A 22908-nucleotide genomic window follows, 5' to 3' on the forward strand; every position below is an offset into this window, starting at 1 on the left:
TATACCACCCACACAGTTTACAGGAACAGTGTCTTATAAGTTCTAGTATTATATCTTACTATAAATAAGAAATGCGGAAGGATCCTTTCCGCATTTCTTATTTTATCCAATCCCGATATTATTTTAAATATATGCCGGATGTTATATAAAACTCTATTTTTAAGAACCGTCCCAACAATTTTGCCGCCTGGTTGTTCAGTAAGAAATCTTTTGTAGCTCAACCTCACACTATTTATTAACTTATTAACCAACAGAACTATGATCAGGATAATTCTACCGGGCATGTTCTTTTTATTTATCAGCCAGCTGTTATTTGCACAGGATGCTAACTATTGGTCCGCCAGCTATGGGCCGGGAAGCTTTTTTACACCAGGAGCTGTAATTGCAAATAATAAAGACAGCGGCGTGCTGTTTTATAATCCGGCATTACAGGCGCTTACCAGGAAGAAAACCGCGTCTATTTCCGGAACCGTTTACCAGGTGGAATCTATTAAGGTGAAGAACGGCGCCGGAACCGGGAAGGACCTGCATTCCCGTATTACTTCCAGTGTGCCGCAGATGTTGTCTGGTATCGTATCTGTGGGACGCCGGAAGCCTGTGTACTTTGGTTATGCGCTTACGCATACTTCTGTGCTTAATTACAACGTATCACAGCAACAGGATACGAAGCTGGATGTAATAGACAGAAGCGGAAGCCCGGGGTTGGAATATTACGTGGGCCAATATAATTTCCAGAATCTTACCAGGGAAACATCGGCACTTATCAGTACGGGATTCCGGCTTTCCAGCCGCTGGGCCATCGGTTTTATGGCGGAAGGCCAGTCGCGTTCCCAGCATTACAGTGAGGCCTTTACTTCCCGCGCCCTGGTGAACGACAATACTTCCAGCACCCTGCCGCTTGCCAGTAATGAAGGCGATTACCAGGTAGATTACAGTCATATTGGCTTAAAATTAAAAGCGGGCTTCAGCTACGAATTGGGGAAACATCACCTGGGGTTATTATTGTCGTCGCCCCTTATGCACCTATATGGCAAAGGAACGTTACTGAGCAGTAACGCTGTTGCAAATGTTCATTTCATCGATAACGAGCCGGTTAACCTGCTGGCTAATACACGGCAAACAAATCTGAAAACAAGCTATAAAGCGCCTGCCAGTATCGCTTTGGGATATGCTTATGATTATCATAAGGGACAGGTGTATGTAGCAACGGAATATTTTATGAAAGTGAAAGACTATAACATTCTTACCCCGCGGCCTGAGATTTTTGTAAGACCGGATACAGGGAACACGAATTCCTCTACTATTGCATTGCTGGAAATGCGTGAAGCAAGAAAGGCTATATTTAATATAGCCGTAGGCGTTAGTTACCGGCTGAAGCCGTTGTTAACAGGTTATTGTTCGTTCAGAACCGATTTTAACTATGCAGACAGAAAGGATACCGATGGTTTTTCTCCCAATACATCTACATGGGACAATTACTATTGCCAGCTGGGAGTGAATGTTAAAAGAGCCAAATACAATCTTCGTACAGGTATTCTCTTAGGTTATGGTCATACCAACAGTTATCAGCAGCCCATTAACTTCGATGATCCGAAGGAATCCAACCTGCTTTCCGGTACTGTTGGCACGGTGCCGGCTACACGAATAACGGCAGCGCTGATGATTGCTTTTATTCATAATCTATGATATTATCCCTTCCCACCAGCCACCCAATGCTTCAGATTGGCATCTCATTTGAATCTATAAGCTTATAAATAACATGGTTATGAAAAAGATATTGATAATCACCTGTTTAGCTATAGCAGGTTCGTTGTATGGGAATACCGGCCATGCCCAGGTAAAAGTAAATGTAAACGTGAATATAGGCAGTCAGCCGCTGTGGGGTCCCGTAGGGTATGACTATGCAGAATATTATTACCTGCCCGATGTAGATGCCTACTACTATGTACCGGAGCGGCGTTTTATTTATCTGCATGGCGGAAGATGGGTTTTCGCTCCCGCATTACCTGCCAGTTATCACTACGATCTCAACAGGGGATACAAGGTAGTTGTAAATGAGCCTAAGCCCTATCTTCACCCGGATGTTTACCGGAACAGGTATGGAAAGTACAAAGGCTATTATGGTAAACAGCAGATTATCCGCTACAGCAATGATGAAAAATATTATGTGGTAAAAGGGCATCCGGGTAAATACAAACAGTATAAAGGCGATAAGGGCAATAAGGGTCATAAAGGTAATAAGGGCAATAACGGCAGGGGACATAAAGATTAATTTCCCGGATAAAAAAAAGATGTAAAGCCCTCTGCGGGCTTTACATCTTTCTAAAAATAACTAATTACCTGCTGGTAATATTTATATCAATCGCGCTATGCACTTTCGCCAGTAACTCAGCTCCGGAAAACGGTTTCGTAATAATATCATCTCCCGGGCATTCTTCTCTCAACGCATCAATATCTTCCGAATCTGCAATAATCAGTATTGGTATTTTTTTGGTTTGAATATTTGTTTTCAGATGCCTGCATATATTCCCAATATTTGCATCAGGTAACTGGTTGCTCAAAATAAACAGATCCGGTTTCTCAAATGATCCTTCCAGTAATTGTTTTGCATCATTTAAGAAAAACACCTGGTAATGTTTCCTGAGCAATGATGATAAAAGTAGCCTTATATCAACATCGCTTTCCGTGATTAGGATTTTCCTGTTCATAGCCATACGATTTTGATGTGCCTATGGATAAACCAATATCGCACCAGAATTGTTTAGCCTGTTTTTAAATTATTGATTTTTAATTGTTTACAAAGTATAATATCATTTTTACTTTTAAATATTATTGAAGAGAATGTGCCACAATCCGGGTACATCTGGCTTGTTACAACGCCAGCTCACTGATACTTACTTCCTGAACGGAAATAGTATTATTCATTTCACTACATGCCAGGTGGCAGATATATGCGGGCATTATGGATACCGTATTAAGCTGCCAGGTATGCTGATCATAGGAAACAATATCTGTAGTAGTATTAAGCAGATGCAATGCCTCGTTCAGCCCTGTGCCTGCAGCTTTTAATACTGCTTCCTTCCTGGTCCAGTACCGGTAGAAAACGGCTGGTGGTGCAGGATCCTGGCAGATGCGCTGCCATTCTTCCCCGCTGAACTGTTGCCGGAAATCATCCACCGGCAATAGCTGGAGCTTTTCAATATCAATTCCAACAAGCCCTTTTTCAGCCACCGCGCAGGCTACTATATTGCCGGAGTGGGTAATATTGAAGTCAGGTGTACCCTTGATGAACGGCCGCCGGTAGGTGGTGTATTCAATATTTTGCAGTGTATATGGGAGCCCCTGACGCAGCAATGAATGCCGCAATAAATGTTTGCCCAGTAATGCGGCGTGCGCATCTTCCCATTGCCGGTACCTGTAAATGGCTGCCTGTAAGCTTTCCGGAAGTACGTTTGCCAGTTGAGTGAAAATGTGAGCGGGTAATGGCGTATCATAGCGGGCATAGTAAACGGAGATCACCGCAGGGACCCTATCTTCGTTAAAATTTTCACATTTTTTTTGCAATTGCATTTAATATTTCTTTTTAATTTGGTCGCCGTCTGAAATAACAGATTACCATTATACCACTGCTGTACTTAGAAGTAAATAGCTATTATTTCATCTGAATATAATTATTATTTATTAATCTCATGTTAGCAATGTCAGTAAGCAACAACCAACATCGCCGGCGGATTGCCCGGAATCTGCCCTCTCTTTTTTGTTTATTCCTTTTATCTGTGTCATTCACCAAACAAAGTACGGCGCAGGCCAACAAGCATTCGGAGCCACCTTTTACCGCCAGGCTTATTAACATTGAAGCGGCTACCAATACGCCGTTTACCTACAACACCAGGTTACATAACGCCGCAACTGTATCCCGCGTATACCAGCTTTCTGCCACTGTGCCCCCGGGATGGAATGCTTCTTTTAAAGTAGAGGGTGTGCAGGTCACATCACTGAATATCGATTCAGAAAAAACACAGGATATCACCCTGGAAATTAATCCTGCTATAGAAACCAAACCGGGAAAATATAATATACCGGTGCTGGCTGTAACAGGGGGCGATTCTGCAAAACTAGACCTGGAAGCTGTAGTGAAAGGCTCATACAGCGTTTCACTCACTACGCCATCGGGCAGGTTGAGCGATGAAATCACTGAAGGCAACCGCAAAGAGATCCATCTTGTGGTAAAGAACACAGGCACCATTGCACTCGATAACCTCGATCTTTCCGCTCAGGCTCCTCCTCAATGGGACGCCGCATTTGTACCATCCACCATCACCCGCCTGGAGCCTGGTAAAGATGCCGAGGTGACTGCCACGCTGAGCGTGCCTGATAAAACCATTGCAGGGGATTATGTTACCAACTTCTCCGTTAAAAATACCAACGCTTCTTCCAGCGCATCTTTCCGCATGACGGTTACTACATCCGTTCTTACCGGATGGATCGGGATACTCGTGATCATAGCCGCATTAGGCGTTGTGTATTACCTTATCCGTAAATATGGCAGGAGATAGCTTATGGAACAACCAATTATTGAGATCAACGGGCTGACCAAATACTACGGCTCCCTGAAGGCCGTGGATAACCTGCACCTGGCTATAAACAAAGGTGAAATATTCGGGTTGCTTGGTCCCAATGGCGCCGGGAAATCCACTACCATATTAATGCTGCTGGGACTAACAGAGCCCTCTGCCGGGGAGGCCCGCATCTGTGGGCTGAATGCTGCGCGCAATCCTATTCCTGTGAAACGCAAGGTAGGATACATGCCGGATAACGTGGGTTTTTACAATGAGCTAACGGCATTGGAAAACCTTACTTATATCGGACGGTTGAATGGCATCCCTGAAGCGGAAGTAAAAGACCGTGCCCGGAATATGCTGGCGGAAGTAGGACTGGAAGCTGCCATACATAAAAAAGCGGGCGCCTTTTCCCGTGGTATGAAACAACGCCTCGGACTGGCGGATGTGCTGCTGAAACAACCGGAAGTGATTATCCTGGATGAGCCCACCCTTGGTATTGATCCCACCGGCGTGAGGGACTTCCTCGAACTGATCAGGCAATTAAGCCAGGCACAGGGCCTCACAATATTATTGTCGTCCCATCACCTGCACCAGGTACAGCAGGTATGTAATCGTGTAGGCATATTCGTTGGTGGGCGCCTGTTGGCGGAAGGCAATATTGAAACGCTGGCCGCCAACCTGTTCAATGCGGCGCCCTATGCGGTGCAGGTAACGCTGAAAACAGCCATCAGTGAGACTAACGGACTGGAGAAAGACATTCTCCGGCTACCGGCTGTAAGCAAGGTAACAATAGATGGAACCGTAGTGGAAATATCAGGACAGGAAGATATTACGCCTGATATTGTACGTTTCTTTGTGCAGCATGGTTTTGATGTTACCGGCGTACAACAGAAAAGCTATGGCCTTGATGAAATCTATCAACGGTATTTTGAAAATAATTTAAAGGAAAACGTATCTAATGAAAAGTCAAGCGGCCTATTTCAACGGTCTTTTTTCAGCAGGTTCAAAAAGCAATAACCAGCCACCACATCAGGCAACCAATCCTTTTTTTGCCATGGTACGGAAGGAGGTAGCAGACCAGGTGCATAGCTGGCGCTTCATCATCCTGGCGGGATTGATACTGCTTACCTTCCTGGGATCCATGTATGTATCCCTGACCAATATCAGTAAGGCGGTATCAAATATCAATGACCCGGACAGGTTATACCTGTACCTGAAGCTGCTTACAACAACAGACGGGTCGTTACCGCCTTTTCATATCTTCATCGGCTTCCTTGGGCCGTTGCTGGGTATCAGCCTGGGCTTTGATGCTATCAATTCAGAACAGTCAGGCGGTACGCTGATCCGGCTGATGGCGCAACCGGTTTACCGGGATTCCGTGATCAACGCAAAGTTTGTTGCTTCGCTTATTGTTATCACCACACTTTTCCTGTCACTTAACTTGTTAATGATAGGTGGCGGATTGATCATTACAGGTGTAAGTATGGAGCCATCTGAATTGATGCGGATACTATGTTTTGTAATACTGAGCGTGATCTATGTATCGTTCTGGCTGAACCTTTCCATATTGCTTTCGGTGAAGTTCCGGCAACCGGCTACATCGGCATTAACAGCCATTGCCATCTGGATATTTTTTACTGTCTTTTACCAGATCATTGTGAATGTTATTATCAAAGCATTCCTGCCTAGTCCGGATGTACTAAGCCAGGATCAGCTGGTAGCATATAACAGGATCATTTTAACCTTCCTGCGTTTTGTGCCAAGCCAGTTGTATACGGATGCCACTACCACCTTACTGATGCCTTCTGTGCGCAGCCTGGGGCCTCTTACAATGGAACAAATGGCAGGCGCTATTCCTTCGCCGCTGTCGGTGCGGGAAAGCCTGCTGGTAGTATGGCCGCAGGTAAGTGGTCTTATTGCCGCAACGGTGGTTTGCTTTGCACTTTCTTATTATCTTTTTATGCGGAGGGAGATAAGGACTTAAAACTTGTCCGTTCTGAAGGGAGATGCCGGCAATTGCTCCTGATTATACAGATTGGGATTTACCGGGTTGTCTGACCATGCATAACGGACGTACACGGGCGTGGCAATTTCATTGCTCCACACTATTACTTTATTCCCTGCTATTTTTGCATTTGCCCGTACAAATTTTTTATCCGCGCCTGCCATCTCAAAAGTGGCGGGCGCTTCTCCATCTTTTGTAATAAGGCCCCCACCTGTATGTGTAAAGCTGACAATAATTTTATCTCCCTCGATAACGGCCGACTGGTAAAGAGGCCCGCTGTAAACAATATCTTCCTTATAAGCCTTTTTCATGGCTGCAAGCGCCAGTCGCTCGCCTACTTCTTTTTTATTATCAGGATGAATATCATTCCACTCACCAAGATCAATAGCCACTACCATGGCTGTATTGGGAACCGATAACGCCTTCGTTTGCGATTCCCGCAACATGGCCCAGCCGCTTTCCACAGGCAGGTAGCTGTAATCCTGGAAGCCGGGCAACTGTACATAAAGAAACGGAAGAGCGCCCTGGCCCCATTGCTGTCTCCAGTCACTGATCAGCGCGGGCAATAGTTTTTCGTATTGCTTAGGCTGACCGGTATTGGATTCGCCCTGGTACCAACAGTATCCTTTGATCGTATAATTGATCTCCGGGGCTATCATGGCATTGTACAAAGCAGCAGGCTGATACTGGAGTGTGATCCTTTTTACAGGCGTTGTAACAGGAGGGAAAACAGCGCCTACTTTATATTGCCAGTAACCTTTCAGGTCAATGGTATCGTTGCCTGCGAAAATGCAGTATGGTTTATCCGGCACAAATCCGCCTTTACCGGCGGTATTGGTAACACGTATTACAAACAGGTTCTTACCGGCCTTTAATACATCCGGCGCTACATTGTACCTGCGTTGGGGATATTGATAGCCGGTGGCGCCTGTTTTTTTGCCATTGATGTATAGCTCATCTGCATCTACAATTCTTCCCAGGAAAACCCTGGCTGCTTTGCCGGTCATAGCAGCGGGTATATCTATTTCCCGGCGGTACCATACAATGCCGTTCAGGTCCCGGATGCCCTGGTCTTCCCAGTACCCGGGAATGTTGATATTACGCCAGCCTTTCGGTGTATAGGTCATATCATACCATGCGGGAGCGTTGGCCAGCCCGGCATCCGCTGGCTGTGGGGCAGGTGCTGCCTGCCTGCTGAAGCTATTGATATAAGCTGTGTCTTTATTTTTTTCGATGACCGCCATTTGCGCCGGGAATTCTTTCAGTCCTTCGCTGCTGATCCATGCTTCAATAGGAGTGCCGCCAACGCTGGCGTTGATAATGCCAACAGGAACTTTATATTTTTCATGGATTTTTTTTGCAAAGAAATAGGCCACGGCGGAATAGGGCCTTACCGCTTCTCCTACGGCAGGCACCCAGCGCCCGGCGGGTAAGTCGTGCTGAGGCCCCTGCAGGTCTGTAAGCGTAGGCACCAGGAATTGCCTGATCTGCGGGTAATTGGCTGTGGCAATATCATTGGCATAGGTAACGTCATGGATGTCCATCTGATGAACCATGTTCGACTGGCCGCTGCAAAGCCATACATCTCCAAACAATATATCATGCAGGGTAATTTTATTGCTTGCGATAATGTCTATATTATGAGGGCCGCCTGCTTTGGTGGGAGCTAGTTGTATCATCCAGTTACCATCTGCGCCGGCAGTTGCTTTATATACTTTACCTCTGAACCGGATCTCTATTTTTTCATGGGCGGAAGCCCATCCCCAGAGTTTTACCTTTTCATCTCTCTGAAGGATCATGCTGTCGCGCACCAGCGCTGGAAGCTTTACCTGGGCGGTTCCGGTATATACTGAAAAGAGGAATAACTGGAGAATAAGGAGTTGTTTCATAACGGGGATGTTTATACGTTAAAAACCGATGCTGTTTCCGCCATCTACCGGCAGTATTACGCCTGTAATAAATTTTGCCGCATCACTGGCCAGGAAGTATGCAGCCTCGCCTATGTCGGCTGGTTGCCCCATGGCGCCCATCGGTGTTCTGCCGAATACTTTTGCTTTTCTTTCGGGATCGCTATCCAAAGCCTTTGCTGTCATATCTGAATAAATAAAACCCGGTGCAATGGCATTTACCCGTATGCCTTTAGGGGAAAGCTCAACGGCCATCGCACGGGTCATACCATCGATGGCTGTTTTACTGGCCGAATAGGCAATTACTTTTGGAATACCATATTGCGCCGCCATGGAGCTGATGTTAATGATACACCCGTTTTGTTGTTGCAGCATATGCTTTACCACTTCCCGGCTCATTGAGAAAACGGCGCTGAGATTGGTAAGGATCACCTGTTGAAATGCTTCGTCTGTAACTTCGGTGAAATCTTTTTTCATGTTGATGCCTGCATTGTTCACCAGGATATCAACAGGGCCATACTGGTCAATTACCGTTTGAACAAAACCGGGAATGGCAGTGAGATCGGTAACATCGCATGGCATTGCATGGCACAGTTCTCCCAGTTGTTGCTGGGCAGTATCCAGGCGTTCCCGGTTTCTGCCGGCAATCACAACCCGGATGCCCTGTTGTACGAATTTTGCGGCAATGGCCAGTCCGAGCCCTGAACCTCCGCCTGTTACAATAGCTAATTTTCTTTTTATTGCCGTCATCTTCTTTCGTCAGTTTAATATGCGGTAGCTAAATTCCCGGTGCAAACGGGAACCGCAGCTGTTTATAATATTCCAGTGTTTTACCAGGCGGCTCATATTGAGCAGGAATGGGCTGTTTGCTGATACTCCGGAAATACAGCAGGCAGGCGTTCCGCCACCAGATGGCCTCTTCATGTTGTATGTTCAGCAGCATGCTCACCTGCTCAAATCGTTGTTTGTCTACATAGGGTTGTAACCTTTTCCAGGTATCCTGCATTTTTCCCGCCCGTTCAGCACCTTTATAATATTGATAACACAGTTCTTCCCATAAAGTGCGCCCGCTTTTTACAATGAAATTCCATGGCACATGATGAAACCACAACAGGTATTTTTCATCGCAGTGGCTGCTGTCTTCCCATTGTTTTCGTGCATCAGGAAAATACTGGGCCAGGGCGTTGCTGCCTGTTGCCGTGCGGTTAAATCCAATACCGTTGCTATCTGCCTTATGATAATAAACAGGGTTCCATTCCGGCCGGCGCTGGTCGTTTACCCAGGGCGCAGGCCCGTAATGATGGCTGGTGCCCATGATATGATGCAGGCCCATAGGATTGGAGTATTGCACAATGATATCGCGGCTTTCCAGCATTAGTGCAGTGGCGGCTTTCAGGAAATCAGCGTTGTCTGAAAAGGTCATCCGCAGCCATTCGTCTGCAATTTGTTCACTGCTGAGGTGATGATCCCATGCCAGGCGCCCCAGTGCATACCAGTTAGCTTGTGCAAACGGGTGACCGCACCAGTTGATATCATTGCCAATATTGGCTACCCCGGCCATACCGCTGAGGGAATGTTTTTCCAGGCTGCCATCTATCACTTTGGCTACAGTGCTGCCTTTTCCTTTGCTGTAGGTATCACTGTCAAGGGTTTCTTTGAAGAGTGGCGCCAGGAAAACAAGGCTTGTTCCCTGACCCAGGTATTCCTGTGTTACCTGGAACTCCATCATCAGCGGTGTTTTTGGCATAGCGCCAAACAGCGGATGAAAAGGCTCCCGGGGCATAAAGTCGATAGCCCCGTTTTTCACCTGTACCATTACATTGGATCTGAACTGCCCGTCGAGTGGAACAAAGTCGTCATAAGCCTGCTTATGGCGGTCTGCAGGGTTCTCATGGCTGTACACAAACGCGCGCCATATTACAATGCCTTTAAACGGAGCGATGGCATCTGCCAGCATATTAGCGCCGTCTGCATGGGTGCGTTTATAATCCTGCGGACCGGGTTGCCCTTCACTATTGGCTTTTACAAGGAAGCCGCCGAAGTCGGGTATCCGGGTATATATTTCCTTTACCTTTTCTTTCCACCATAGTTGCACATTTTCATCCAGCGGGTCTGCGGTTTTCAGGCGCCCTGTTTCAATGGGAGCGCTGAACCTGGCGGTGAGATATATTTTGATACCGTAGGGCCTGAATACATCGGCCAGTGCTTTTACTTTTTCAAGATAGGCAGGCGTCAGGATAACGGCGTTGGCGTTTACGTTAGTGATCACCACACCATTAATGCCAATGGAGGCATTGGCCCTGGCATAGTCGATATAACGCTGATCAATATACGTAGGAAGCGTATGCCAGTTCCAGATGGAGAATCCCGCGTATCCTCTTTCTACCGTCCTGTCGGGATTGTCCCAATGGTCCAGCATGCGCAACCGGATCTTAGGCGCGGAAACGATATGCAGCTGCCGGATGGGCCGGGAGGTTTGCAGGAGACGCAGGAAATGAAAGGTGCCGTAAAGCAGGCCCTGTTCTGTATTGCCGCTGATAAGGATGCACTGTTTGCCGTTAATTGTTTTGGAGATGATAACAAATCCTTCTTCCCCGGCGTCTTTCAGTTGTGTTGCTATCCCTGCATTGCGGATCAGCAGGGAGGATTGTGGGGTGCCTGTTATGATGGTCCCGTTACGGGGTGTGGAGATATTGGTATCTATTTTAGTTTGAAGTAAGCCGGACAGGCCTGCATACAATTCTTCCTTTACAATTTTCATCGTGGCAGAGGAGCCGCCTGTTATGATGGTAGTAATGCTTTCACGGTAGGAGGTAAGCAGTGCTTTGTCTGCGACAGGCTTATATCTTAACCAAAGGTCATACCCGTTTTCCGCCTTTGTTATAAGGATGCAGCACAGGTATAAAATCAATAACGTGGTCTTTTTCATGTGTCGGCAAACTAATTTATTGAATCACTTTGCTTCCTTCCGGATAAAGCGGCAATAAGATATTACTATTTCTTGTTTTAACGCTATACCGGGTGCAGGGAAATGTGCGCCTGTTTAAAGCTGATGTTATCCTCAAAAGCACACTTTTAAGCACTATTTACGCAATCGGTTGCGTAAATATCTCAAAAAAAAATTTATTTCCGCAATTTCTTTTTCAGGGAAGAAGCCCGGACCACCATTTCCGCCCGCAGGGTAATGGCATCGGTAGTATACAGGTTGCTGGCTCCTTTAAGATGGTTAATTAAATAAGTGGCGGCGGTATTGCCGATGCTGTCGCCGGAATAGTCCATGGTGGTGAGATTGGGTTCAATCACGCGGCTGATAGGATCGTTGTTGAACCCGGCAAAGGCGATATCCTCCGGGATACGAAGCCCCGCGCCTTTGAGCGCAAGCATGCAATAAACGGCGGCAGTATCGTTGGCAGAGAAAACGGCATCGGGCCTTTTGCCCGGGGGCAGATCCAGGATATACCTGGCCGCATCAGTTCCGGCCTGTTCAGACAGGTTGCTTACCAGGTACAGCTTTCCGGAAACTGGCAGGTGATGGTCGCGAAGTGCCTGCCGGTAGCCGTTCAGTCGCTCCTGGTATACATTCCGCAACAGGTTACCGCCCAGGTGCATGATCCTTTTGCATCCCTGCTCTATCAGGTGCCTGGTTATATTATAGGCGGCTTCATAATTATTGATGCCTACAGCAGTGCTTTCCGCATGCGGATAAATACGGTCAAAGAAAACAACGGGGATCTTACGCCTGAAGAACGGCTCCAGGTGATGGATGTCCTGCGTATTATAGGAGAGCGAAATAAGCAGCCCGTCCACTCTTTTATTAAACATGGTAGCCGCGTTACGCTTTTCTTTCTCCACATCTTCGAGCGATTGCGCAATAATAAGGTTGTATCCATGCCTGTTGGCTGCATTCTCCATGCCGGCCAGTACAGACGACATGAAATGGCTGTTAAGCCGGGGCACCAGTACGCCCAGGGTATGGGTATGCCTGCTTCTTAAACTGCTGGCGAAGGTATTGGACTGGTAACCCAATGTTCTGGCGGCTTCAGTGATCTTTTTCCGGGTGTTTTTGCTGATCATGGGATTGTTTTTTAATCCCCTGCTCACGGTGGCAGCCGAAACATCCAGGTATCTGGCTATATCATATATCGTTACCTCCCGGTCTTCAGACATTTTAGTGCAGCTTGTTTATCAAAGAAAATGAACTTTTTCTGAATAAAAAAATGCAATCGGTTACGCGCCATTGGTTTTTTCTTATATTCGTTTCGCAAGGGCGGATTATGGCTTGCTGTTGGCAATGGCATCGGTCCGGCCCCCTTATGAATGCAACGTTTATATCTCCCTAATGTAAATTCTATGTTAATGCATGAAACCATGCGCTGGTTTGGCCCGCATGATATTGTTAGTTTGAAAAACATCCGGCAGTCGGGCTGTGAAGGCGTTGTAACCGCATTGCATCATATTCCTGTGGGCGACGTGTGGCCGGTAACAGCAATTGAACAACGCAAAGCGCTGATCGAAGCCGAAGGTATGAGCTGGACAGTAGTGGAAAGTTTGCCTGTTAGTGAAGACATTAAGCGGCAAAGCGGCAACTACCTGGCGCATATTGATAATTATAAGGAAAGCCTGAAAAACCTTGCTGCCTGTGGGTTAGAAGTGATCACTTACAACTTTATGCCGGTGTTGGACTGGGTACGTACAGATATCAGTTATACCCTGCCTGCCGGAAGTAGAGCGCTTTATTTTGAACGCGCGGCTTTTATTGCGTTTGATATTTTTATGCTGAAGAGAGAGAACGCAGCAAAAGATTATACCGCCGCAGAAATTGCGGCAGCGGAACAATGGCTGCATACGCATACCGATGAACAAAAGGAGAAAGTATTCCGGAATGCGTTGCTGGGTTTGCCTGGCAGCACCGGGCGCTTTACCCCGGAAGAAGTTTTAGCCGCATTGCAAACATACAGGGACATTGATGCCCCGAAGTTAAAAGCGCACTTATTTTATTTTTTGGGAGAAGTGGTACCGGTGGCGGAAGCACAGGGCCTGAAGCTGGCCATACACCCGGATGATCCGCCTTACCCGGTTTTGGGATTACCCCGTGTAGTGAGCACCGAACAGGACCTGCAGCACATCGTAAATGCAGTGCCTTCACCGGCTAATGGGTTGTGTTATTGCACCGGATCGCTGGGCGTAAGGCCAGGCAATGATCTTACAGGTATCATCCGGCGTTTGGGAGCGCATATCCATTTTCTTCACCTGCGCAATACCAGGAGAGATGCTTCCGGGAACTTCTTTGAAGCTGATCATTTAAACGGTGATGCAGACATGGTGACGATTGTACGGGAGCTGTTATTGTTAATGAAACGACGCGGTACTTCTTTACCGGTACGGCCGGATCATGGTCACCAGATGCTCGACGACCTGGATAAGACCACCTATCCGGGTTATTCATGTATAGGAAGATTGAAGGGGCTTGCGGAGCTTCGCGGACTGCAGGTGGGGCTGGCCAGCCTGTTGTAATACACCGGCGTTCCTGTGGCTTTTACCTTCCTGAACAGGGGTTTTACCGGATGCTGCTTGTGTAGTGACTCCACCGGCCTGTAAATTCGGTGAAAAAAGTAATGGAAAACCCACATAGCAAAATCAGTCCTACCGCAAAAATAGCCGCTTACTGGAAGTCTTTATCAGACATTCCCTTCTCAAAGGAAATTGCGGTGGCCTTGCAGGCGGAGCAAACCGCACGGCAGTCGCTCGGTGATAATATAGCCACCATGACCATCTTCTCCCCACTGATACTGGAAGCAAGGTATAAGGCTATTGATGCGGCTATTATGAAAAGGGGAGCGCAGCATATCATCGAACTGGCCTGTGGGTTATCGCCCCGCGGCTTGCAACTTGCCGCAGCAGGGATTGAATATATAGGGACCGATTTGCCGGACATTCTTGCGGAAACCGGGCCTGTTATCAACAGCATAGGATGGAGACAGGAATTGCCTATGCAGCGTATTCATTTCCAGGCCGCCAATGTGTTGGATAAAGCGCAGCTTGAAAATGCAGCAGGATATTTCCAGGGAAAATCATTTGATATCTGTAACGAAGGTCTGCTGATGTATTTGAATGCCTCGGAAAAAAAGATCATGGCAGAAAATATACGGGCTTTGCTTGCAGCTTCCGGTGGTTGCTGGATCACTACCGATATCATGTTTCCAGATATAAGGAAGCAATTATTTGCCGCACTTACCGGTAGCCGCAAAGAGCTATATACTTCGGTGCTGGGCAACATTTCAGAACAAGTAGGAAGAAACATTACCGCAAATGATTTTGAAGATGAAGCCGCCGCTATATTCTTTTATGAAGCTGCTGGTTTTGACATTGAAAAGATCCCGTTCTATGATGGCAGTTACCCGCTTTCCACGCTGCATTTAGTGCCTGCCGGGGTACAGGAATGGGCACTGGAAATTTTAACACAGGCAAGTACCTGGATCCTCCGGCCGAAACAATAATTGTAGACAATGGTGGGCTGTTAAGGATGCTTATATCACCTTATCTGCCCCGGGTATGAACGGATAATTGAAAAGTGCGAACGGATACTTAATGTTTTTCACAGGAGAAAATAAAGGGTATATTCTTGTACCGGAGCTGTTCCCTTGTTACCGGTAACGGGGAACCAGCTGCCAGTTACTTTCACCCTCTTTTTTGGCTACATTTTGAGTAATAAAAAGTAGCAGTTTATATGAAGAGAAATACCGTAAAAACATTGGAAAGTTTTTCAGCATTTAACACTTCGCTGAACGCAGCAGAAATGCAGCAGGCCAAAGGTGGTCAGGGTTTTACCGTGATCAAGTTCACCCAGGAGATCACTGCCGCCGGTTCCTGGATCACAGAAGATTATTATGTGGATGGAAAGTATTCCTATTCCTCCACTACTCCGGATAATTGTCAATGATCCATTGTTTGCGGTTGAATGTGGCAGCGTTATTCTGCCTCTTCCAGGTAAGGGATATATATTTCTACAATAGTTCCCGTGCCGGCGTTCAGATCCGCCTTATTCTTTATTTCCAGCCTGGATTGCTTACCCGTTTTACGGCTAAGCATTTCCAGGCGTTTTTTATTGATCTGCGTAGATAAGGATTGTTTGTTGTTTATTCCTGTGGGTTTGTTTTCCTGTATACCGGTGCCGTTATCTTCAATAATACAGTGAAGCATGTCGCCCTCTTTCCTGATATCAATATGGATGATGCCTTTGTAGTCCAACTCCTGTACACCATGCTGGATGGCGTTTTCAACGAACGGCTGCAGCAGCATGGGAGGAATAAAAATATCATCCATATTGTCCGGTACATGAAGGAAGTAGTCGAAAGTGTTTTCAAACCGCAGCGCCTGCAGGTTCAGGTAGTTGGATAATGCTTCCACTTCCTGTTCCAGCGGTACAAAGGCGGCCTGTGAATGTTCCAGGTTTACCCGGAGCAGGCTGGCAAATGAAGAAAGATAACTGATGGACTTTTCTGTTTCCTGGTTACGGACCATGGCCTGTAATACGGCCAGCGTGTTAAAGATAAAATGTGGTTCCATCTGGCTGCGGAGCAGCTTTTGTTCCAGCTCCGCCTGGCGTAGTTTTTCGCGTAGCTTTCTCCGCTTGTAGAACATCAGCAGGAAAACAGCTGCCAGTAATACTAAGCTGATGAACCCTGCTATAATGATCCGTTGCAACCGGGTGATCTTTGCTGCATCACGGTTACTGGCATCCAGTCTTAATATCTTTTCATCTTTTGCTTTCAGTGCGTATTGATCTTCCAGTTCTATGATCTGCCTGGCATAGGCAGAGTCGGTATAGGACCTTAGTGTAACAAGCGCCTCATAGTAGGCTTCACTGGCGCTTTTATACTGGCCCATCGTGTAATGGATCCCGGCTTTTTGTTCCCAGGCATCTGTTATGCTGGCGTCAAAAGAAACGAGGGTAGTATCTTTTTCTTTGGCGGCCAGGGTTACACAGGTATCTATATACTTCAGCGCCCTGGGATAATTTTTCATGGCAATATAAATATTGGCTACATGGTAGTAAGTAACGGGAGGAAATTTTTTCTGTGTGCGTTGTATGTCCAGCGCTTTGAATATATTCTTCAGTGCCTCTTCATATTTCCCCTGTTGTTGCAGATACACGGCTTTGGACTCATATTTCCCCGCCTGGTACATAGGATGATAAAGGGTGGTATCGGGAATGATATAGTTATCAAGGTACCATATAGCTGAATCGAGATTGCCATGATAGTTATAGAAGGCGCTCAGGTTGTTGGCGATCACTGTTCTCAACCGGGGATTACTGGTTCTTCCCAATCCTTCCAGCAGGTACTTTTTCTGCTCGGTTTCATTGCCCATACTCCTGTATAGCTCAGCCAGCCGGAAACAGGTGATGTCCATGTTTACAGTATCATATTTACTGCGGTAGTCGTATGCCTCCCTGATCCGTTTCAGGGCTTCCGGGAAATTTTTCCGTTTCATATATATTTCACCGATATGATAAGCGGCAGTAACGCTCATTTTTCTGCCGGTATCTTTTTTCTGCGCCAGCTCCAGGGCCTGTTGATAGAAGTACATGGCGCTGTCGAGGTTGGGCAGGGCATTGTAGAAGGTGCCTTGGGTAGTAAGAATATTAAACTCCATCCTCAGGGAGGAATAGCTTTTCATAACAGGGATCAGGCTGTCCATCAGCCGCCTGGCCTTCGGGAATTCGTGGTTATTGATCAGCGGGTTGAAGCGGCTGTTGAGATAATCCAGGAGGCTGTCTTCCTGCGCCACCATACGTTTATTTTCCGCATCGCTGTTGTGCCGCCTGCATGATAAAGCGGAGAGCAGCATGATGCCTGCAATAATGTACCCGGCAGATATTTTTCGTGTAAACATGCCCGTTAGTCGCGGTTAGTGAGGAAATTGACCACTGCATCTTTTTTCCGTACAGATACGGGAATAACTGCGCCGGTTCTTAACAACACGTGGCCATCTTTATGATACCGGTCTATAAACTGTGTATTTACAATATAGGATTGGTGCGTTCTGAGAAACAGCTGCCGTGGCAGTTGTTCGTCGTATACTTTCAGCGGTTTGCTGATCACCAGTTTACGGTTGCCCGATAAACAGAAGGTAGTGTAACATCCGTCGCTCTGGCAAAAGATGATGTCTTTAAAAAGGATGATATGCAGTCCTTCCTGCGTGCGTAAAACGATCCGGTCGTCTGATGCGGTACCTGGTGCAGAAAAGCGCCGCTGGGCAATGGCTACCGCCTGCTGATTCGCCGCGGGATTTTTATACCCGCTCACTTTGTCGAGCGCCAGCTTCAGTTCCGGTTCGCTGATGGGTTTCAGGAGGTAGTCCAATGCCCCGCATTTAATAGCGTTAATGGCATACTGACTATGTGCAGTAATAAAAATAATCTGGAAATCTATTGCCGGCAATGCGCCCAGCAGGTCGAATGCGGTGCTTTTGCCCAGTTGCACGTCCAGTAAAACCAGGTCCGGTTGAAGGTTTTGAAGTAATACATCCGCCCTGGCGGTACTGCCGCAGCTGCCCACTACTTCAAACCCTTCGTACCGGCTCATCATCTTCTCTATATCATTTCTTATAAGGGGCTCATCTTCTATAATAACTACTCGTTTCATGGAATTGGAAAATTATTAATGCCGTCACACCAGGCTTACAGGCTTACGGATAAGTAAAGAGCTAACGGATAATTAAAAATATACGACGGATAATTGTTGTTTTTCTTCAAGGCGTATAGTTATGTTATCATTGATATACCATGACAAATATGCTGTTTTTTAATCAGGAATCCATATATCCCGGATATTTTTTATGGGAATAAGATGAACGTTTAACCCGTTTGAAAATGATACTGATCCTTTCTGAAACCGGCGATGTTACTACTTATCATGTAATGAGATGGCTGGAGTGGTATGGCAAAGAAGTAATGCTGGTAACTGATAAGCACCGGATCAGCAACATACGTATTGACAACCGGCATACTTCCCTTTGCGTGGAAGGCAAGCGGCTCGACTTCAGTAAAGTAACCGCTTACTGGTACAGGAGAGGTAATTTCGCTATACCCGCGTATAAGGGCGGGGATCACCTGCCACCGGTGATCCGGGACAACATGGCTAATGAAACGCAAACGGTAGTGGAACTGTTACATAGCCGGCTGCGGAGCATTCCCCACCTGGGCAGGTATGAAGATAGAAAGGTGAACCGCCTGAAAGTAATGGACACCGCTGCACAGCTGGGGCTTGAAGTACCGGCATACGGCGTTTTTAACAGCAGGGAACAGGTGGCGGATTTTGTGGCTGCACATGGCCGGGTAGTAACCAAGCCATTAAGCGATGGGCTGATCATAGAAGAAGACAGGATCTCCTACGCTAACTATACCTCCCTGTTCGGATCGGAAGATGTGGAGGCGCTTACAGAAACTTTTATGCCCGGCCTGTTTGCGGCTTATGTGCCCAAGAAGTATGAGCTGCGGATCTTTTATCTTGACGGCGTTTGTTATACCATGGCTGTAATGAGCCAGCAGGATACCCAAACCCAGACAGATATGCGGCACTACAATTATACAAAGCCCAACCGTAATGTGCCCTACCAGTTGCCTGCGGCAGTCAGCGCCGGCATTCATGCATTGATGCAGGCACTGGAACTGAAAACCGGATCTGTTGACATGATCGTGACCCCGGGCGATAAATTCATATTTCTCGAGGTTAACCCGGTAGGACAGTTTGGCAATGTAAGCAGCAGTTGTCATTACCACCTTGAACAAAAGGTAGCCAACTATCTTATCAATATCGCTTTTTTGAAACCCGATTTTTAACGTTTAATCAAACATTATGAAAACACTGCAAACATTTGAAACTTTTAACCAGTCGCTCACAGCAGGCGAAATGCACGCTGTAAGGGGCGGCGAAAACTTTTTACGTGATAACTTCTACAAAGTGGGCAACGACACCGTGCTGGTGCATGAGTGGGAATACGAAGGCGCTACCGGTTCCCGCACTACTATCATTGATGGCGGCGGCAGAACCGTGTATATGAGCAGCAGCTATGATTGAGCACTGGCTTGTATATGCCGGGCAACGTACATGATTACGCGGCCCGGCTTTTTAAAAAGTAAACGTTATAAGATGAAGCCACTGAAAGAAATATTCAATATAGGATTTTCGCCCTCCTTTCCGCCTTTCTATAACAAAACCACGGTAACAGACCGGGATCATGCCGGAAGGCCTTTCCCGCTTGCCAAAGCAGTGAGGTTATCTGCTTACCATCAATATACTTACAGGGCTAACAGGTATTATAAACCACTTTCCAGAATGATAAGATATGACTTGCTTTAAAGACAAGGAGAAGATGTATATGATACAAATGACCAGTTGCCAGTTTGTTGCAGGCGCCAAACGGGCGCTGGTAATGGATTTGCAACGGGGCCGTTTTCAGCCAGTGCCGGTACATATGAAGGAGCTGGTGGAAACCTACAACGGGAAGCAACTGCTTACCATGTATGCAGCATTTGACATTACACAACATCCTGTGCTGGACGAATACCTGCGCTTCCTGCTGGAAGAAGAATATATTTTTTTAAGTGAAGATGCGGCAGATGCCGACCGCTTTATTTCCCTGCCGCTTACCACAGCATATTACAGCCCTGTTGGTAATGCCATTATAGATATAGATGCGCAGAGCGATTTTAACGTAGTAGGGTTAATACATCAACTTACTGCCCTGGGCTGTGAACACATCCAGGTGCGCGCATATTCGCCGCAATCGGTGCAGGAGTTGCTGGCATTGGCTGCAGCCACTACGGAAACGGTATGCCGCTGTATTGAATTTATTGTACCATACGATGAACATTTTAAAACTACAGACTGGAACCATCTTTTCGCTGGTCATCAGCGGATTGGGAGCATTACCTGTTATGGGGCGCCGGGAAACGGTACAGATCATTATGTAGCGGGACTGATCCCTGTTCATTTCATTGAACAGGTGATCACCGGGGAAGATCATTGCGGTATTTTTCATCCTCATTATTTTACCAGCAATGCGTTGCACTTCATTGAGTCACGCCATCACAATACCTGTCTTAACCGCAAAATAGCGGTAGATAAGGCTGGCTATATCAGGAACTGTCCGTCTATGCCGCAGCATTATGGACATGTATCCGCTACTACATTGCAGGAGGCGTTGAATAACCCGGCGTTCAGGCAACACTGGCGTATACATAAGGAGATGGTGCAGGCCTGCCGCGACTGTGAGTTCAGGCATGTTTGTACAGATTGCCGCGCTTACCTGGAGGATCCGCATGATGGCTGCAGCAAGCCGCTGAAATGCGGGTATGATCCCTATACTGCCACCTGGACCAGCTGGGCGGATAACCCGCTAAAACAGGCCGCCATCGCCTTTTACGAAATTGATGTATCATGTTCAGCATAAAGAAATTTCCATACGAGCAACAGCGGAACAGCATGGACTGTGGCGCTACCTGTTTACGGATCATAGGCCGTTATTACGGGCGTACTATGTCACTGGTACAACTCCGGCAGCTCAGCGGCACCAGCAGGTCGGGAGCCAGTTTGCTGGGCCTTTCCAGGGCAGCGGAGGAAGTGGGCTTCCGGAGTATGGCGGCCATGGTCACCTTCCGCAAGTTGCAGGACGAAGCGCCGCTACCGCTTGTTTTACACTGGCAGCAAGAACATTTCGTAGTTGTATATAAGATCACCCGCAGCAAAGTATATGTATCTGATCCTGCCAAAGGCCTGGTGGAATACAGTTGTGATGAATTTGTAAAATACTGGATCGGCCTTAATGCCGTACCAGCCACCGCACAGGGCATTGTATTGCTGATGGAGCCAACCCCTGCGTTCTATGAAACAACCGTGCACACGGAAAAAGAGGAGAAGGTAAACATACGGCCTTTCCTCTGGCATTACATGAAACCGCATCAGAAGGTAATGATGCAGGTATTGCTCAGCCTGGGCGTAGGCAGTATACTGCAACTGATGATCCCTTTCCTGACACAGAACATTGTAGACACTGGTATCTATAAAAAAGATATTGGTTTTATATGGCTGGTGCTGATTGCCCAGCTGGCGCTGGTTAGCGGGCAGCTGGTACTGGAACTGGTAAGAAGCTGGCTGCTGCTGCATGTGAGCAGCCGCATTAACATCACCCTGGTGTCCGACTTTTTCTGTAAGCTGATGCGCCTGCCCATCCGTTATTTTGATACCAAATTATCCGGTGATCTGCTGCAACGGATCAATGATCACCGGCGTATTGAAAACTTTATCACTAAATCGTCACTGGGGGCTGTTTTTGCCGTATTCACCCTGCTTACCTACAGTATGGTGCTGGCGTACTATAACAGCATGCTGCTTACTATTTTTTTAACGGGCAGTATTTTATACGTGGCCTGGATTTTTTATTTTCTGAAGAAGCGGGAGAAGCTGGATTATAAGAACTATCAGCATGCAAGTGAGAACAACAGTAAGATTTACGAACTGATAAACGGTATGCAGGAAATTAAACTGCATAACGCCGAGCAGCCCAAGCGATGGAGTTGGGAACGTATACAGGTGAAGCTGTACCGGGTAAGCGTGCAGGCGCTGAAACTGGAACAGCAGCAGCAGACAGGCGCCCGCATCATCAACGAAATAAAAAATATCTTCACCACTTTTTTGGCCGCCCGGCTGGTGATAGATGGTGAAATTACACTGGGCACCATGTTAGCCGTTTCCTATATCATCGGGCAACTCAATAGCCCCGTGTTACAGCTGATCGCTATTGTAAAGGAATGGCAGGACGCCCGTATCAGTCTTGACAGGCTGGCGGAAACGCATCTTGAAAAAGATGAAGTGCTTCATACCAGGGAACAGACAAGCCTGGGTATGCCGGTACCAGCCAATCATACCATCAAACTGGAAGATGTATCGTTTGCTTATGGCGATATGGAGGAACCGGTGCTGCGGAATATTAATCTCACCATCCCGGCAGGTAAAATAACGGCCATTGTAGGCGCCAGTGGAAGCGGTAAAACTACCCTGCTCAAATTACTGATGCGGTTTTATGAGCCGCAGAAAGGAAAAATAAAAGTAGGCAACACGGAGTTGCCACTCACCGACCTGCACCAGTGGAGGGAGCTTTGCGGCGTGGTGATGCAGGAAGGTTTTGTATTTAATGATACTATTGCAGGGAACATCGCTGTTGGCGAAGACGCGCCCGACTGGCAACGCCTGAAAGCTGCCTGTGATATCGCCAATATCAGCGGGTTCATAGAGAAGCTGCCTTTAGGTTATCATACAAAAATAGGGCAGGAAGGAAGCGGTATCAGTACCGGGCAAAAGCAACGCATCCTCATAGCGCGTGCTGTATACAAACAACCGGAGATTATTTTTTTTGATGAAGCCACTTCTGC

General features: G+C 47.0%; 21 protein-coding genes. 13 read left to right on the forward strand and 8 right to left on the reverse strand.

Annotated elements, in window-relative coordinates; all coding sequences use genetic code 11:
- Positions 1-258 precede the first annotated feature (258 nt).
- Together VIM72_RS16620 and VIM72_RS16625 are read left to right on the forward strand one after the other, a co-directional pair.
- Positions 259-1686, forward strand: coding sequence for a hypothetical protein (locus VIM72_RS16620; RefSeq protein ID WP_332003953.1), 1428 nt, complete (start codon positions 259-261; stop codon positions 1684-1686).
- 79 nt (positions 1687-1765) lie between these two features.
- On the forward strand, positions 1766-2272 hold the full coding sequence (locus tag VIM72_RS16625) for a hypothetical protein (RefSeq protein ID WP_332003954.1): 507 nt from the start codon (positions 1766-1768) through the stop codon (positions 2270-2272).
- A gap of 64 nt (positions 2273-2336) precedes the next feature.
- Here the strand turns inward: VIM72_RS16625 and VIM72_RS16630 are convergent, their stop codons facing one another.
- A complete protein-coding gene (locus VIM72_RS16630; RefSeq protein ID WP_332003955.1) occupies positions 2337-2708 on the reverse strand; it encodes a response regulator in 372 nt (123 codons plus the stop codon).
- 163 nt (positions 2709-2871) lie between these two features.
- Positions 2872-3570, reverse strand: coding sequence for a 4'-phosphopantetheinyl transferase family protein (locus VIM72_RS16635; RefSeq protein WP_332003956.1), 699 nt, complete (start codon positions 3568-3570; stop codon positions 2872-2874).
- A 206-nt stretch (positions 3571-3776) separates the two neighbouring features.
- Between VIM72_RS16635 and VIM72_RS16640 the strand changes: the two genes are divergently transcribed.
- From VIM72_RS16640 to VIM72_RS16650, 3 genes are read left to right on the forward strand one after another with little or no spacing between them, the layout of a single operon-like run.
- Positions 3777-4556: an NEW3 domain-containing protein gene (locus VIM72_RS16640; protein ID WP_332003957.1), complete on the forward strand. Its 780-nt coding sequence runs from the start codon at positions 3777-3779 to the stop codon at positions 4554-4556.
- A gap of 3 nt (positions 4557-4559) precedes the next feature.
- Positions 4560-5579: an ABC transporter ATP-binding protein gene (locus VIM72_RS16645; protein ID WP_332003958.1), complete on the forward strand. Its 1020-nt coding sequence runs from the start codon at positions 4560-4562 to the stop codon at positions 5577-5579.
- Complete coding sequence (locus tag VIM72_RS16650; protein WP_332003959.1) at positions 5521-6546, forward strand: ABC transporter permease; 1026 nt, start codon at positions 5521-5523, stop codon at positions 6544-6546. Before VIM72_RS16645 ends, VIM72_RS16650 begins: the two co-directional genes overlap by 59 nt.
- Here the strand turns inward: VIM72_RS16650 and VIM72_RS16655 are convergent.
- From VIM72_RS16655 to VIM72_RS16670, 4 genes are all read right to left on the reverse strand, one after another.
- On the reverse strand, positions 6543-8456 hold the full coding sequence (locus tag VIM72_RS16655) for a sialate O-acetylesterase (protein ID WP_332003960.1): 1914 nt from the start codon (positions 8454-8456) through the stop codon (positions 6543-6545). The genes VIM72_RS16650 and VIM72_RS16655 overlap by 4 nt on opposite strands.
- An 18-nt stretch (positions 8457-8474) precedes the next feature.
- Positions 8475-9224: an SDR family oxidoreductase gene (locus tag VIM72_RS16660; RefSeq protein ID WP_332003961.1), complete on the reverse strand. Its 750-nt coding sequence runs from the start codon at positions 9222-9224 to the stop codon at positions 8475-8477.
- 28 nt (positions 9225-9252) lie between these two features.
- A complete protein-coding gene (locus tag VIM72_RS16665; protein WP_332003962.1) occupies positions 9253-11403 on the reverse strand; it encodes an alpha-glucuronidase family glycosyl hydrolase in 2151 nt (716 codons plus the stop codon).
- Between the two features lie 194 nt (positions 11404-11597).
- Positions 11598-12641, reverse strand: a complete 1044-nt coding sequence (locus VIM72_RS16670) for a LacI family DNA-binding transcriptional regulator (protein WP_332003963.1) — start codon at positions 12639-12641, stop codon at positions 11598-11600.
- A 183-nt stretch (positions 12642-12824) separates the two neighbouring features.
- Here VIM72_RS16670 and uxuA point away from each other — a divergent pair, with 183 nt between their 5' ends.
- From uxuA to VIM72_RS16685, 3 genes are all read left to right on the forward strand, one after another.
- Positions 12825-13988, forward strand: a complete 1164-nt coding sequence (gene uxuA, locus VIM72_RS16675) for a mannonate dehydratase (protein ID WP_332003964.1) — start codon at positions 12825-12827, stop codon at positions 13986-13988.
- Between the two features lie 101 nt (positions 13989-14089).
- Entirely contained in the window at positions 14090-14971 is an 882-nt protein-coding gene (locus tag VIM72_RS16680) for a hypothetical protein (RefSeq protein ID WP_332003965.1), read from the forward strand.
- A 230-nt stretch (positions 14972-15201) separates the two neighbouring features.
- The gene (locus VIM72_RS16685; protein WP_332003966.1) at positions 15202-15414 is read left to right on the forward strand and encodes a hypothetical protein; all 213 of its coding nucleotides are present in this window, start codon (positions 15202-15204) and stop codon (positions 15412-15414) included.
- Between the two features lie 29 nt (positions 15415-15443).
- Here the strand turns inward: VIM72_RS16685 and VIM72_RS16690 are convergent, their stop codons facing one another.
- Positions 15444-17369: a histidine kinase gene (locus VIM72_RS16690; RefSeq protein WP_332003967.1), complete on the reverse strand. Its 1926-nt coding sequence runs from the start codon at positions 17367-17369 to the stop codon at positions 15444-15446.
- A 5-nt stretch (positions 17370-17374) separates the two neighbouring features.
- Positions 17375-18121: a LytTR family DNA-binding domain-containing protein gene (locus tag VIM72_RS16695; RefSeq protein WP_332003968.1), complete on the reverse strand. Its 747-nt coding sequence runs from the start codon at positions 18119-18121 to the stop codon at positions 17375-17377.
- Positions 18122-18348: 227 nt separating this feature from the next.
- Between VIM72_RS16695 and gwsG the strand changes: the two genes are divergently transcribed.
- The 5 genes from gwsG to VIM72_RS16720 all read left to right on the forward strand — a co-directional run.
- Positions 18349-19317, forward strand: coding sequence for a grasp-with-spasm system ATP-grasp peptide maturase (gene gwsG, locus VIM72_RS16700; protein WP_332003969.1), 969 nt, complete (start codon positions 18349-18351; stop codon positions 19315-19317).
- 16 nt (positions 19318-19333) lie between these two features.
- Positions 19334-19555 (forward strand): hypothetical protein, encoded by a 222-nt coding sequence (locus VIM72_RS16705; RefSeq protein WP_332003970.1) that lies wholly within the window; start codon positions 19334-19336, stop codon positions 19553-19555.
- 72 nt (positions 19556-19627) lie between these two features.
- On the forward strand, positions 19628-19837 hold the full coding sequence (locus tag VIM72_RS16710; protein WP_332003971.1) for a hypothetical protein: 210 nt from the start codon (positions 19628-19630) through the stop codon (positions 19835-19837).
- Positions 19824-20930: a grasp-with-spasm system SPASM domain peptide maturase gene (gene gwsS / locus VIM72_RS16715; protein WP_332003972.1), complete on the forward strand. Its 1107-nt coding sequence runs from the start codon at positions 19824-19826 to the stop codon at positions 20928-20930. Before VIM72_RS16710 ends, gwsS begins: the two co-directional genes overlap by 14 nt.
- Positions 20918-22908: peptidase domain-containing ABC transporter (locus VIM72_RS16720; protein ID WP_332003973.1), on the forward strand; the 1991-nt coding region annotated here is incomplete at its 3' end. The genes gwsS and VIM72_RS16720, both read left to right, overlap by 13 nt.

Source organism: Chitinophaga sp. (assembly GCF_036569185.1).
In the GTDB taxonomy this organism is placed as follows: Bacteria; Bacteroidota; Bacteroidia; order Chitinophagales; family Chitinophagaceae; genus Chitinophaga.